This is a genomic window from Neolewinella aquimaris, from assembly GCF_014197245.1.
In the GTDB taxonomy this organism is placed as follows: Bacteria; Bacteroidota; Bacteroidia; order Chitinophagales; family Saprospiraceae; genus Neolewinella; species Neolewinella aquimaris.
Genome location: NZ_JACIFF010000004.1, coordinates 345,635 through 359,054 on the forward strand (window position 1 = coordinate 345,635; position 13,420 = coordinate 359,054).

Here is a 13,420-nt window from a genome sequence, read left to right on the forward strand (position 1 = left end):
CCATGCCTGCCCAAACGGATATTGCCCTTCCACAAAAGGTTAGCCACCCAAGCACCTTTCCCGTTACCGGGATGAGTTGCGCGAGCTGTGCGGCAAGCGTAGAAACCATCTTAAGCAAGGTGCCCGGAGTACATAGCGTTAGCGTCAATTACGCCAACACGACGGCACAGGTCGACTTCGATCCGGTCCTGATCTCAGCTGAGGAACTCCGCAGCGCCGTCCAGGCCGTTGGCTACGACCTGTTGATCGATGTAGAAGATCCCGACGCGGTACAGGAAGAACTCAAGGAGGAAGCCTACCAAACCATCAAGCAGCGTACGCTCTGGGCGGCGGTTTTCACCCTACCCGTCTTCTTCATCGGCATGTTCTTCATGGAGTGGGAGGCCGGGCGGTGGATCTCCATGCCCCTGGCCGCGGTGGTGCTCTTCTGGTTCGGACGCCACTTCTATGTGGGTGCATATAAGCAGGCACGCCACGGCACGGCCAATATGGATACCCTGGTCGCCCTGAGTACCGGCATCGCCTTTCTGTTCAGCGTCTTCAATACGGTGTACCCGGAGTTCTGGCTGTCGCGCGGTTTGGCTCCACACGTGTATTACGAAGCAGCTACCGTAATTATCGTCTTCATTTCCCTCGGTAAGCTATTGGAGGAACGCGCCAAGTCGAACACCTCCTCGGCCATCAAGAAACTGATCGGACTGCAACCCAATACGGTCCGTGCGCTGGTCGACGGCCAGGAGGTAGAGTTGCCCGTTGCCGACGTGCAGGTCGGACAAATACTCATCGTCCGCCCCGGCGAGAAGATTCCGGTCGACGGAAAGGTCACCGAAGGTGAAAGCTTCGTCGACGAGAGCATGATCACCGGCGAGCCCGTTCCCGTGCGCAAGGCGGACGGAGAAGCCGTTTTCGCCGGCACCGTCAACCAGCGCGGCAGCTTTCGCTTCGTAGCCGAAAAGGTGGGCGGCACTACCGTACTCGCCTCCATTATCCGTATGGTCCGCGAGGCCCAGGGCAGCAAAGCCCCGGTACAGAAGTTGGTGGATAAGATCGCCTCCATCTTCGTCCCGGTCGTCATCGGTATCGCGATCGTGACCTTCATCGCCTGGATGCTTCTCGGCGGGGAAGATGCCTTCTCCCACGCCCTGCTGGCCTCGGTGGCCGTCCTGGTCATCGCCTGTCCCTGCGCCCTCGGCCTGGCCACGCCTACCGCCATCATGGTCGGCATCGGCAAGGGAGCGGAAAACAACATCCTTATTAAGGACGCCGAAAGCCTCGAGCTCGGCCACCGGGTCAACGCCGTCGTACTCGACAAAACCGGTACCATCACCCAGGGCAAGCCCTCCGTCACGGCGGAACACTGGGAAACGGGCGGGGACGTCCCGATAGCTATCGGGACAATAAAATCCATTTTAAAAGCCGGCGAATCCCGCTCCGAACACCCCCTGGCCACTGCGGTCGTAGATTGGTTAAAAGAGGAGGATGTAGCTCCGGCGAAGGTGACCGACTTCGAAAGTCTCACCGGCCGCGGCATCCGCTTTACGCACGACTCTGCCACTTACTTCGTCGGAAACGAGCGCCTGATGACCGAGCAAAAAATCACCCTCGGCACCACCCTCCGCCAGCACGCCGACGAGCTCCGCCAACAGGCAAACACCGTCATCTTCGTGGCCCGGGAAAAGGAAACACTCGGACTCGTCGCCATCTCCGACCCCATTAAGGAAAGCTCTGCCCGTGCCATCCGGCAACTCCACGACCGCAACATTGCCGTCTACATGCTCACCGGCGACAACGAACAGACCGCCGCCGCCGTAGCCAAACAGGTCGGACTCACCGACTACCGCGCCGAAGTCCTCCCCGCCGACAAGGCAGCCTTCGTACAGGACCTACAGCAACAAGGAAAAATCGTAGCTATGGTCGGCGACGGTATCAACGACTCCCAGGCCCTCGCCACCGCCGACGTAAGCATCGCCATGGGTCACGGCTCCGACATCGCCATGGACGTCGCCAAAATGACCCTCATCACCTCCGACCTGACCGCCATCCCCCGCGCCCTGGAGCTGTCGAAGATCACCGTCCGCGGCATACGCCAGAACCTCTTCTGGGCCTTCATCTACAACCTCATCGGCATCCCCATCGCCGCCGGCCTCCTCTACCCCATCAACGGCTTCCTCCTCGACCCCATGATCGCCGGTGCCGCCATGGCCCTCAGCTCCGTATCCGTCGTCGCCAACAGCCTCCGCCTCAAATCCATCAAACTCTAACCCCCTCAATCCCTCTTTCCTTCAATCCCTCTTTCCCTCAATCCTTCATCCCCCTTCCCATGAAAACCCTCCAATTCAAAACCAACATTAACTGCGGTGGCTGCGTCCGCGGCGTAACCCCCTCCCTCGACGGCCACAAGTCGATCAAAAGCTGGAAGGTCGACCTTGAAAGCGACGAGCGCATTCTGACGGTGGAAGTCGAAGATTCCGTTTCCCCGGCCGAAGTGAGCCGTACGGTAAGCGAGGCGGGGTTCAGCGCCCAACCGCTGGAGCGCGACTAAGGACCCAGTCAACTTCCAACAGAACCAATTTCGCTCCCACGCTATTCTACCCCACGAACAGCATCCGTAAACTACCTACCCATGAAGAGCGAAATAACCACCGTCGACGAACTTCTCGATTCCATGACCCCGCCCGGTGCCCGCCAGGCCGATCCCGCCCGCATCCGAAAAGCCATCGTGACCGGCGGCGATACCGGCATCGGTCGCTATACCGCCCTGGCCCTGGCGAAGGACGGCTGCGACGTAGCCTTTACCTACGCCCACCACCGGGAAGACGCGGACGTGACCGCGGGAGCCATCCGCCGACTCGGCCGCAAAGCGTACGTCCACCACATGGACCTCAGCATGCCCGAAAACGCCCTGCCGGCGGTAGACGCCATGGTGAAGGACCTCGGCGGCATCGACATCTTCGTCAACAACGCCGGGGCAATGACCATGAAACGCTTCCCCGACCTGGAGCTTTCCGATCTCGACCACCTGTTCCGCATCAACACCTTCGGTGCCGTACTGGCCATTCAGCGCGCCACCCGGTACATGCTCGGTATGGATCCCGACGGAAATACCTCCACCTTCGACGACGTCGCCAACATGGCCCGGAAGGTGGTCACGGGGGAGATCAGTAGCCCCCGCAAGACGCCGGGCCGCATCGTAGTTATTTCCAGCGTACACGAGCACGCGGCCAGTCCGCTGGATACCGTTTACACCATGACGAAGCACGCCCTCGGCGGCTTCATCAAGTGCGCGGCCTTCAGCCTCGCCGGTACCAACATCACGATCAACGGCGTACGTCCCGGCGAGATCGCCACCCCCATGAACGACGAGCACCCGGAGGAGGCCACGGATACCGACCGCAAGTTCTTACCCGCCCGCCGCGTCGGTCACCCGTCCGAGATCGCCAGCATGGTCCGCTACCTCGCCAGCGACGAGGCCGAGTACTGCAACGGCCTCAGCTACGACGTCGACGGCGGCTTCAGCATCGGCGAACCCATGGTGATGGAAGGATACCAGAAGGCGGTGTAGCCGCTTACTCCCGGTACGCCAGCAACCGCAGCGCATTTCCCACTACAACCAGCGTCGACCCCTCGTGGGCAATGACCGCCGGCCCAATCTCCGCAATACCCAGCAGGGTAAGGGGGATCAGGATGACCACCATACCGAGGCTGATGATCAGGTTCTGCTTGATGATCGACTTCGCCTTCCGGCTCAGACCGATGGCAAAGGGCAGGTTGTCCAGACGATCGGCCATGAGGGCCACATCGGCGGTTTCCAGCGCCACGTCGGAGCCGGCGGCACCCATGGCGATACCAACCGTCGACTTGGCCATGGCGGGCGCATCATTGACCCCGTCGCCGATCATAGCCACCATGCCCTCCTCGGCCCGCAGACGCTCGATGGCGGCCACCTTGTCCTCGGGCAGTAGGCTACCCAGCGGATCGGTAATGCCAATCTCGGCCGCTACCGCATCGGCCACCTTCTGGTGATCGCCGGTGAGCATGACCATCTTTTTGATGCCTACCTTCTTCAGGGCAGCCAGGGTCGCCTTCGCTTCGGGGCGGGCCACGTCCATTACGGCAATGACGCCGAGGTACTTCCCGTCGCGGTGTACGATCATGGCGGTATTGCCCTTTGTCTCCAGGTCGGCCATCTGGGCATCGATTTCCTGTGGTACGTCCGTGCCAGTTAGTTCCTCGAATAGCCTCCGGTTCCCGATATGAACCTGCTGTCCTTCGACGATCGCCTTGATGCCGCGGGCAGTCAGGGCTTCGAGCTTATCCGCTTCCGGGATGGTTGTGTCCTTCAGTCGTTCCTTTCCACCCTCCACAATGGCGGAAGCTAGCGGATGGTCGCTTAGTTCCTCAACAGCAACGGCGGTAGTGAGCAGCTCGGTTTCCGTAATGCCCGCGGCGGGAATTACTTGGGTAAGCCGGGGCCGCCCCTCGGTCAGGGTACCCGTCTTGTCGAAGGCTAATGCGGTAATGCCACCTAAATCCTCCAGGGGTCGTCCACCCTTGATGAGCACGCCCTGCCGTGCGGCGCGGGCCACGCCGGCCAGAACGGCGGAGGGGGTCGAGATGGCCAGTGCGCACGGCGATGCGGCAACTAATACGGCCATGGCTCTATAAAAACTGGCGGAAAATGGTTCGTCAAGCACCAAAAAAGCAAAGAGCAAGATCACCACCAGCCCGATCACCGCCGGCACGAAGTAGCGTTCGAACTTATCCGTCAGCTGTTGGGTAGGCGATTGCTGGGTCTCGGCCTCCTTCACCAGGGTGACCAGCCGGGACAGAGTGCTATCACCCGCTAGTTTCATCACCCGTATTTCCAGGGGCGAGCTTCCGTTTATGGTACCGGCGAAAGCGCGGTGCTCGGCGGGTAGGGTTTCCAGGTCGTAGTCATTGTCGGGATCATCAACCGGTCGCTTATCTACCGGCACGCTTTCTCCCGTGATCGGTGCCTGGTCGGCGGCGGAGGTGCCGTCCACGATCACCCCGTCGGCCGCAATCTTGGAATTGGGGCGCACGACGATGATGTCGCCCAGGACGAGTTCCCCCACTCCGACTTCGGTGGTTGAACCATTGCGCTTCACCAAAGCTGTTGGCGGAGCCAGATCGGAAAGTGCGGCAATGGATTTTCGGGCCCGGCCCATCGCATAATTCTCCAATGCATGCCCAATACTGAAGAGAAACAGCAGCAGTGCCGCTTCCTGAAATTCCCCCAGCGCACAGGCACCCGCCGCGGCCACGAGCATCAGAAAATCGATCTCAAATTTTCCCTGTCGGATCGTCTGAATTGCTTCGATCAGGATAAAGTAGCCCCCGAGTAAAATGGCAATTCCGTACAGGACGGTAGAGACCAGCTCAGAAACACCGGCGACGAAGCTCAGCAGCAGCCCGGCAAGCCAGAACACCCCACTGAGAATTGCGAAGTACAGCTCCGTATTCTCTCCGAAGATGCCGCCGTGATCATGGTCGTGACCCGATCCTCCCTTGCCGTGTTCACCTGGCCCGTGATCATGACCGGCGTGGTCGTCGACTTTGGATGAGACCTTAATGTCGGTCTGCGCGATTGCCCGCCGTACCGCCGTCTCGTCAATCGCTTCGGAGTCGTACTCCACCCGCGCTACACCCGCTCCGGACACCACTGCTTCCACGACACCTACGGTCTTCCCGATACGCTCCCCTACCTGCCGGGCGTGTCGTTGGTGGCGGATTCCGCTCACGTCGAGCAACAGGTGCCGGTAGCGTCGGGTGATTTCGGCGCCGGATCGTTTTGCCAGCGCTTCCACCTTCTCCAGTGCCAGTTGGTCCGGGTCGTAGTGGATACAAACTTTTGGTGGTTCGCCGGACCTCAGGTGTGCCTTTTCCACCCCCGGCTCGCCGTTCAGTGCAGAAAGTAACCGTTCAACGCAGCGATCGCGCTCGTCGGGAATTTCGGGCAGGAGAATGGGAAGGTCCAGGGTGAGTTTGCTCATAATTCTTTAGTCTGATCCGCCCAGCCGAAATTGTCACTGTCCGGCAAACGAGAAACTTTGCTCTTTATCTAGTGCTTATGCTCCAGCGCCCCCGCCTGTTCCTGTGCGTTCACGTAGTACGCCCCCTCCGTCACGATCCGCATACCGGGTGGCAGTGGGTCAATCAGGCGCACTGCGGTGAAGCCGTTGTCGGTAATACCGGGATTGACCGTCAGCCGTTCGAAACCCACCTCGTCGCCGGTGGTATCGGCCGGTGAAATGTACACGTAGGCCATCTCGCCCTCGTAGAGCACGGCGGCCTCGGGGAGGGCGGAAACAGTTTGGTCGTCAAGCCAGATGCGCGCCTCCGCAAACCGTCCCTCGACAAAGGGCGGCTGCTCACCCTGCAGGTGGGCGTGCACCCGAACGGTCTTGTTTTCGGTGTTGAATTCCTTGCCGATCACGTGAATCTCCGCCGCAAAAGTCTGCGTACCCAGCGCGGGAATGCGGTAGGTGACCCGCTGCCCCTTTTCTACCCGGGCGATGTCCCGTTCGAACACCTCGAGTTCGAGGTGCAGGTGATCTTCATCGATGAGTTCGATCAGCTCGGTGCTGGGCTCTACGTACAGTCCGTCGTGCAGGGAGATCGTGGTGATGTACCCCGAGCGCGGCGCGAAAAGTGTAATGCGGTCCGTCAGATTTTCGGGGGTGATGTCCGCCGTCCGGATCCCGAGGTACTCCAGCCGCTGGGAAATACCGGCCAGGGTGGCCGTCTTTCCGGCAACCTCCGAGCGCAGCCGTTGCACGGATTTCAGAATACCGGCATCCGCCGCCAGCAGCGTCTCCTGTCGCTCCAGTTCCTGACGCAAGTAGGCCAGTTCGGCGCTCACCTCCAAAAACCGCTGCTGGTGATCGATGAATTCGGGATTTTCCAGGTACCCCAGCACCGCTCCCTTCCGCACGAAATCACCTTCAACGTAGTTGGGTACGTTGTGTACGAAGCCGTTTGCCCGGGCATTGACGGCGATGTAGGCGTTCGGCGGCAGGCCCAGTACGCCGGTCGCGCTGAGGTAGTCGTTGAGCTTTAACTGGCTGAAGTCGCCAAGCTTGATGTCCATATTCTCCACCTGAGCGGCAGTAAGGTGTACGCCGCCCTCTTCATCGTGGTGCTCGTCGCCGTGGTGCTCATCATGGTCGTCGTGGTGATCCCCGGCGGCACCTTCGGCGTGCGAAGACTCATGGGACGGAGCTTCCGGTTGGGCGGGGCCGCAGGAGCAAAGAACTAGGGCAAAAAGCAATGATAGATATCCGATTTGCATTTTCGTAAAATTTTCACTACAACCGTCCAACGGTTAAAGCGTCGGACGGCTAAGCGGTCCGACGGCTAAGCGGTCGGACGGGGTTAGGGGGTGGAGAGGAACTGGAGGCGGGCCACGGCCAGGTTGTGGTCGAGAAGACTGTTGAGATAGCCGATGTTGTTGTCCGACAGGAGGCGCAGGGCACTGAGGAGTTCGAGGTAGGTGAGTTCGCCGGCGCGGTAGTTCAGTCGGGAGATGCGGATGATCTCGGGATTGACCACCGCTAGCTGTTCGCGGTAGTACTCGACGGCGGCGGCGTGTCTTGCGATCTGGGCGACGACCTCGATCCGCTGCTGTTCGAAGCGCAGTCGTTCCGCTGCCAGGCGCGTTTCGGCTACGGCGACGCCTATTTCCTGGGCTTCGATGCGCCGGCGGGTCGGCTGGTTGAACAGGGGCAGGGTGATTCCCGCCTCCAATCCACTCAGGTACCCCCCCTGATCGAACTGCTGAGCGGAGTAACCAAGCCGAAAGCCGGGTTTGAGCTCCGCCCGCGTACGCTCGATCCCAAGGCGGGTCGTCGCGATGTTGCGCTCGGCTAGTTGAATGGACAGGGGGGCATTGACGGTATCTGCTAGTAGAGGTGCCGTAATGATTGCAAGTGTATCGGACGCTCCGACCCCATCCCGGGAGCCGGTAAGCCGGCCGAGTTGTTGTTGGAAGCCGGCGATGCTCAGTCGCGCCTGTTCGGCCCGCATTTCCTGTTCGCGCAGGCGGGTGCTCAGGTTAAGGGCCTCCAGTGGATTGGCCTCCCCGGCCGAAACGCGAACGTTGGCGACGCGAAAGTATTCGGTGTAGGTCTCGATCAGGCTTTCGTACAGTCGGAGCAGGGCCTCCGCCTGCTGAAGTTGGTAGTACGTCCGCTTCACTTCGAAAGTGAGCTCGGCTGCGGTCATGCGGCTGATCACCTCGTTCCCGGCCACTACGGCATCCTGTACCGCGTTGGCCGAACGTACCACGGCGGGGTGATCGAACCGTTGAACGATGGTCAGCTGGTTCACCCGCTGGTTGTTCGCGCGGAACAGCCCGTCGCCCTTATAACTCAGGTCAGTAGTGCCGGGAGCGTAGGGTAGGTTCTGCAGGGTCCGGCTCTGCTCCGTCACCTGACCGGCCGCACGTACTTCGGGGTGTTGCATCACGGCCTGGTCGATGGCTTGCTCCAGGGATATTCGTTGCTCCTGCGCGCCCGCCCAATTAGGCAGAAAGGCGAAAAAGGGAAGTAGGAGAAGTAAATTTCGGTTCGCCGCACGGCGGTCTTTCCAGCGCTCCAGCCAGCTGTAGAGGATGGGCAGGACGATGAGGGTGAGGAAGGTGGCGGAGATGAGTCCGCCGATGACCACGGTCGCCAGCGGCCGCTGCACCTCCGCCCCGCCCGAATTGGAAATAGCCATGGGAAGAAAACCCAGGGATGCTACCGAGGCGGTCATGATGACGGGTCGCAATCGCACACGCGTACCCTCGATGATGCGGGCGCGCACGTCGGTCCACCCGGCCGCTTTGAGCTCGTTTAAGTAGCCGATGAGTACGATGCCGTTGAGTACCGCCACCCCGAATAGTGCGATGAACCCAATGCCCGCCGAAATGCTAAAGGGCATGCCCCGCAGCTGCAGCGCCCACACCCCACCGATGGCGGAAAGTGGAATGGCCACGAAGATCAGCACCGCCTGACTGAAACTGCCGAACGTAAAGAACAACAGGATAAAGATCAGCGCCAGGGCCACCGGAACCGCAATAGCCAGCCGGTCACTGGCCGCCTTCAGGTTTTCAAACTGCCCGCCGTAAGTGAAGTAGTATCCGGCCGGCAGGTCCACCCGTTCGTTGAGCGCCTGCCGGATGTCGGTGACCAGCGTTTCCACGTCGGTATCGCCCACATTCACGCCGATCACGATGCGACGGTTGGTGTTTTCGCGGCTGATTTGCATGGGGGCATCGGTGAGTGCTATCCGGGCTACGGAGCGCAGGGGTACCTGACTGCCGTTGGCGAGGGGAATGTAGAGGTCGGCTACGTCATCGATGCCGGTGCGGGAATCCTTAAGCAGGCGTACCGTGAGGTCGTAACGGCGCTCCCCCTCGTAGATCGTGCCTGCGGAAGCACCGGCAAAGGCAGCGCGAACCACGCGATTGATGTCGCGCACCTGCAGTCCGTACTGCGCCATGCGGGGGTAATCGAAATCGATGACGATCTGGGGCATACCGACCGTCTGCTCCACCGTGACGGTACCGGTACCGGCGATACCGCGAATCACGGTTTCAGCTTCCCTGGCCTTAGCGTAGGCTACGTCGAGGTCGGCTCCGTAGAGTTTGATGGCAATATCGGCCTTCGCGCCGGTCATGAGTTCGTTGAAGCGCAGCTGGATGGGCTGGGAAAACTCGAGTCCCATACCCGGATACATCTCCAGCGCCTCCCCGATGGCGGCGAACATGCCCTGGCGGTCGGGAGCGGTGGTCCACTCGTCCTTCGGTTTCATGACGATGGTGTAGTCGCCGGTCTCCACGGGCATGGGATCGGTGGGGATCTCGGCCGAACCGATGGCGGTGACAACTTCCAGTATCTCCGGAAACTCATCCAGCAGGGTTTGCTGTACCCTAGCCGTCATGTCCACGCTCTGCGCCAGGGAGGTGCCCGGTGGCAGGATCTGCTGCATGGCCAGGTCCCCCTCCTCCAGGGTGGGAATAAACTCGCCGCCCATACGGGTGAACACCCACAGGCTGATTGCGAACAACGCGACGGTAGCCACTACGAAGGCCGCCTTGAAGCGCAGGGCGGCGTTCAGCAAAGGGGTATATCCGCGCTGGAAAAAAGCGATGATGCGATCGGCAATCGTACGCTTGTTGGTGATGCGCTTACTGAGGAAGAGGGCCGACATTGCGGGTACGTAAGTCAGCGAAAGGATCAGCGCACCACCGATGGCCAGCATAACCGTCTGTGCCATCGGCCGAAACATCTTGCCCTCGATGCCCACCAGGGCGAGGATCGGGATGTATACCATCAGAATGATGATCTCCCCGAAGGCCGCCGAGCTGCGAATCTTGATGGAGGCCGTCGCCACTTCCTGGTCCATCTCCAACTGGGTGAGCTTGCGCCCGCCGAAGCCGACCTGCAGGCGGTGAACGATGGCCTCGACGATGATCACCGCCCCGTCGACGATCAGGCCGAAGTCAATGGCCCCCAGGCTCATTAAATTGGCCGATATGCCGAGCAGGTTCATCATCGAGATGGCGAAGAGCATCGCCAGCGGGATCACCGAAGCGACGATCAGTCCGGCCCGCCAGTTGCCCAGCAGCAGGATGAGGATGAACACCACGATCAGTCCGCCCTCGATCAGGTTCTTCTCCACGGTACCGATGGCGGTGGAGACCAGTTTGTCGCGCACCAGGTAAGGCTCGATCACCACCCCCTCCGGCAACGAAAGCTGGATCTGCTCGACCCGTTCCTTCACTCGCTCCGTGACGGCGGAAGAATTGGCCCCCTTCAGCATCATGACGCGGCCGCCGACGGCTTCTTTGCCATTGCGAACCAGCGCTCCGTAGCGCGGCGCCTCCCCGAACTGCACCTTGGCGACGTCCTCGATCAAGATCGGCCGTCCGGCCCGCACATCGACCACAATCTTGCGAATGTCGTTCAGGTCGCGGGCGATGCCGTTGGTGCGGATGTAGTAGGTGCGGGGGTTCTTCTCGATGTAGGCGCCCCCGGTGTTTTCGTTGCTGTTTTCGAGGGCGGTGAAGACATCGGCAATGCTGACGCCCACAGACTTCAGCAGGTTGGGATCGACGGCCACCTCGTACTGCTTGAGGTAGCCGCCCATGGTGTTGACCTCCACGACGCCCTCGATGCCCGAGAGCTGCCGGCTCACGATCCAGTCCTGGATGCTGCGCAGCTCGGTGGCGGAATACTGATCCTCGTAGCCCTCCTCGGGGCGCACGACGTACTGGTAGATTTCACCGAGGCCCGTGGAGATCGGCGCCATCTCCGGCGTACCGAGTCCTTCGGGAATGTTTTCGGCCGCCTCCTTAAGGTGTTCGCTTACGAGTTGGCGACCCAGGTAGATGTCCGTGCTTTCCTCGAAGACCACCGTGATGACCGACAGGCCGAAGCGGGAGATGGAACGAATCTCGACCAGGTCCTGCAGGTTCTGCAGGGCCAGTTCCGTGGGGGTGGTGATAAACTGCTCGATCTCCTGGGTAGCGAGTGTGGGGGAGGTCGTGATGACCTGCACCTGGTTGTTGGTGATGTCGGGGACGGCATCGATGGGGATCTGGCGCAACGAAAAGATGCCCCAGAGGATGAGGGCCAGGACGAACAGCCCGATGACCAGCTTATTCCGGATGGAATAAGCAATAATCTGATCAAACATAGAAAGGAAGTAGTTAAACCGAAAAGTCAGGATCAGGCAGACCTATCCCGTGAAGAAGGTTTAACTACGCTCGGGGCGGCTGACCCTCGCCGTGGGTAAAGGAATTTTCCTTCCACGTACGCTCGAAATTCGGCTGCGTTTTGCCCAGTGGGGGAAGCGGCAGCGTTGCCATACTGAACAGCGCGGGAGGCGAATCGAGCAGTACCCCGCAACAAACACAGCTGCAGAAGGGGGTGCAGTGGTCTTCCTGGTGGGCGGGTCGAATATCGTCGCTGCTGGCTTCGGTGGCCGTCGGCTCACCTTCCACTACGGCGTGGTCGTCGCAGCACGGCATCGCGGCCAGCGTCAGCAAGTAGAAAGCCAGTATGAGCAGGGGAACGCGCATGTGTAAGGGTAACCCGCAAGCCGGGGGGCGGTTGAAAGGGTGAATAAATTTCCCCTAATTCAGACGTCTTCCGGATAGTTTGAATCGGCCTACGCTCGCCCCCGGTTGCGAACCAGCTTCACCACGGTGGTTACGGCCAGGCCACCGATGAAAATGGCCGCCAGTCCCAGCACGAGTAAACTGGTGTGGTCGCGGATAAAGGGAACATTGCCGAGGAAGTAGCCCAGGGCTACAAGCGAGATGACCCAGATCGCGGCACTCATTACGTTATAGCGAGCAAAGCGACCGCGCTCCATCTCGGCCACGCCGGCCACGAAGGGCACCAGGGCCTTTACAATGGGGAGGAAGCGGGAAGTGATCAGAGCAGTGGCTCCGTACTTGCGGTAAAAGGCGTGGGATCGGGTGTACGCCCGCCGGTCGAGCCAGGCAAAGCGTTTGAACATGGCCGGCCCGAATTTCCGCCCGAGCCGGTAGCCGGTCCAGGCACCCAGCGAAGCCGCTACTACGAGCAGAGCGGCAACGATGACGGGATGAATGAGCCCACCCGCCGCGAGCACACCGATGGCAAAGAGCAATCCGTCGCCCGGAAAAAAGGGGGCCAGGGGGAAGAAGGCGGTTTCCGTATAGATGACCGCGAAGAGCAATCCGTAGGTCGCTACCGGGTAAAGCAGGGCCGCCTGGCGCAGACTTTCGTCGATGTGAAAAAAGAAATCGGCAAGCTCTCCCATGTCTATGCTACAACCCCGTTGCGTAGGGCAATTGTTTCGCGATCACACAAACAACAGGATCAGGGTCAGCACCACCCCCGCGGCGGTGAAGATGAGCCCCTTGCGTAGAATACGGGTGCCCGGCATGAACATCCAAAAGGCCGATACGACGAAAAAAAGCAGGGACGCCCCGAAGAAAACATTGAAGAAAAAGAGCGGATTCTTACTGCTAGCCTTGTGCAGATCCGTCATCTTATCCAGCACGTAGGGCAGCTCCTGGCGGGTCTCCACGAAGGCGCCGGTCTGGCTGTTGTAGGAGCCACCCTGGAAGTAGACCACTGCTCCCCGGGTACTGTCGGGCTTAAAGTCCTTGATGCGGGCCACCTTTCCCAGCATTTCGTGATCTAGACCGGGCTGTACGACGCGCTCGGCCACGACGGTCTGCTTGAGGAAATCCGTATTGCGAAAGATGAGAACCATACCACTGATAGCGTAGACGGCCATGATGCCCGCCAGAAAAAAGCCGAGGTAGCGGTGAACGATGCGCATCCAGGCGGAAGTGGGAAGTTGAGCTGCCATGCTTTAAATTAGATCGGTTCTAAAGAAGCGCAAATGTACTACGCAG

General features: G+C 60.4%; 9 protein-coding genes. 3 read left to right on the forward strand and 6 right to left on the reverse strand.

What is annotated here, in order from left to right; genetic code table 11:
* Window positions 1-2: 2 nt before the first annotated feature.
* The 3 genes from GGR28_RS10075 (at window position 3) to GGR28_RS10085 (ending at window position 3,562) form a co-directional block, all read left to right on the forward strand.
* Window positions 3-2,261, forward strand: a complete 2,259-nt coding sequence (locus GGR28_RS10075) for a heavy metal translocating P-type ATPase (protein WP_183495656.1) — start codon at window positions 3-5, stop codon at window positions 2,259-2,261.
* A gap of 59 nt (window positions 2,262-2,320) precedes the next feature.
* Window positions 2,321-2,542, forward strand: coding sequence for a heavy-metal-associated domain-containing protein (locus GGR28_RS10080; RefSeq protein WP_183495657.1), 222 nt, complete (start codon window positions 2,321-2,323; stop codon window positions 2,540-2,542).
* Window positions 2,543-2,623: 81 nt separating this feature from the next.
* Window positions 2,624-3,562 (forward strand): SDR family oxidoreductase, encoded by a 939-nt coding sequence (locus GGR28_RS10085; RefSeq protein WP_221233855.1) that lies wholly within the window; start codon window positions 2,624-2,626, stop codon window positions 3,560-3,562.
* 4 nt (window positions 3,563-3,566) lie between these two features.
* Here the strand turns inward: GGR28_RS10085 and GGR28_RS10090 are convergent, their stop codons facing one another.
* From GGR28_RS10090 to GGR28_RS10115, 6 genes are all read right to left on the reverse strand, one after another.
* Window positions 3,567-6,014: a heavy metal translocating P-type ATPase gene (locus GGR28_RS10090; protein WP_183495658.1), complete on the reverse strand. Its 2,448-nt coding sequence runs from the start codon at window positions 6,012-6,014 to the stop codon at window positions 3,567-3,569.
* 68 nt (window positions 6,015-6,082) lie between these two features.
* Window positions 6,083-7,312, reverse strand: a complete 1,230-nt coding sequence (locus GGR28_RS10095) for an efflux RND transporter periplasmic adaptor subunit (RefSeq protein ID WP_183495659.1) — start codon at window positions 7,310-7,312, stop codon at window positions 6,083-6,085.
* Between the two features lie 83 nt (window positions 7,313-7,395).
* On the reverse strand, window positions 7,396-11,703 hold the full coding sequence (locus GGR28_RS10100) for a CusA/CzcA family heavy metal efflux RND transporter (RefSeq protein WP_183495660.1): 4,308 nt from the start codon (window positions 11,701-11,703) through the stop codon (window positions 7,396-7,398).
* Between the two features lie 64 nt (window positions 11,704-11,767).
* On the reverse strand, window positions 11,768-12,088 hold the full coding sequence (locus GGR28_RS10105) for a DUF6660 family protein (protein ID WP_183495661.1): 321 nt from the start codon (window positions 12,086-12,088) through the stop codon (window positions 11,768-11,770).
* 89 nt (window positions 12,089-12,177) lie between these two features.
* Window positions 12,178-12,816, reverse strand: a complete 639-nt coding sequence (locus GGR28_RS10110) for a DedA family protein (RefSeq protein WP_183495662.1) — start codon at window positions 12,814-12,816, stop codon at window positions 12,178-12,180.
* Between the two features lie 42 nt (window positions 12,817-12,858).
* Entirely contained in the window at window positions 12,859-13,374 is a 516-nt protein-coding gene (locus GGR28_RS10115; protein ID WP_183495663.1) for a hypothetical protein, read from the reverse strand.
* Window positions 13,375-13,420: the final 46 nt, after the last annotated feature.

What these genes read in the sequence shown, in the direction of transcription:
- GGR28_RS10075 (WP_183495656.1), top strand. Translation starts at nt 3, where the DNA reads ATGCCTGCCCAAACGGATATTGCCCTTCCACAAAAGGTTAGCCACCCA.
- GGR28_RS10080 (WP_183495657.1), top strand. Translation starts at nt 2,321, where the DNA reads ATGAAAACCCTCCAATTCAAAACCAACATTAACTGCGGTGGCTGCGTC.
- GGR28_RS10085 (WP_221233855.1), top strand. Translation starts at nt 2,624, where the DNA reads ATGAAGAGCGAAATAACCACCGTCGACGAACTTCTCGATTCCATGACC.
- GGR28_RS10090 (WP_183495658.1), bottom strand. Translation starts at nt 6,014, where the DNA reads ATGAGCAAACTCACCCTGGACCTTCCCATTCTCCTGCCCGAAATTCCC.
- GGR28_RS10095 (WP_183495659.1), bottom strand. Translation starts at nt 7,312, where the DNA reads ATGCAAATCGGATATCTATCATTGCTTTTTGCCCTAGTTCTTTGCTCC.
- GGR28_RS10100 (WP_183495660.1), bottom strand. Translation starts at nt 11,703, where the DNA reads ATGTTTGATCAGATTATTGCTTATTCCATCCGGAATAAGCTGGTCATC.
- GGR28_RS10105 (WP_183495661.1), bottom strand. Translation starts at nt 12,088, where the DNA reads ATGCGCGTTCCCCTGCTCATACTGGCTTTCTACTTGCTGACGCTGGCC.
- GGR28_RS10110 (WP_183495662.1), bottom strand. Translation starts at nt 12,816, where the DNA reads ATGGGAGAGCTTGCCGATTTCTTTTTTCACATCGACGAAAGTCTGCGC.
- GGR28_RS10115 (WP_183495663.1), bottom strand. Translation starts at nt 13,374, where the DNA reads ATGGCAGCTCAACTTCCCACTTCCGCCTGGATGCGCATCGTTCACCGC.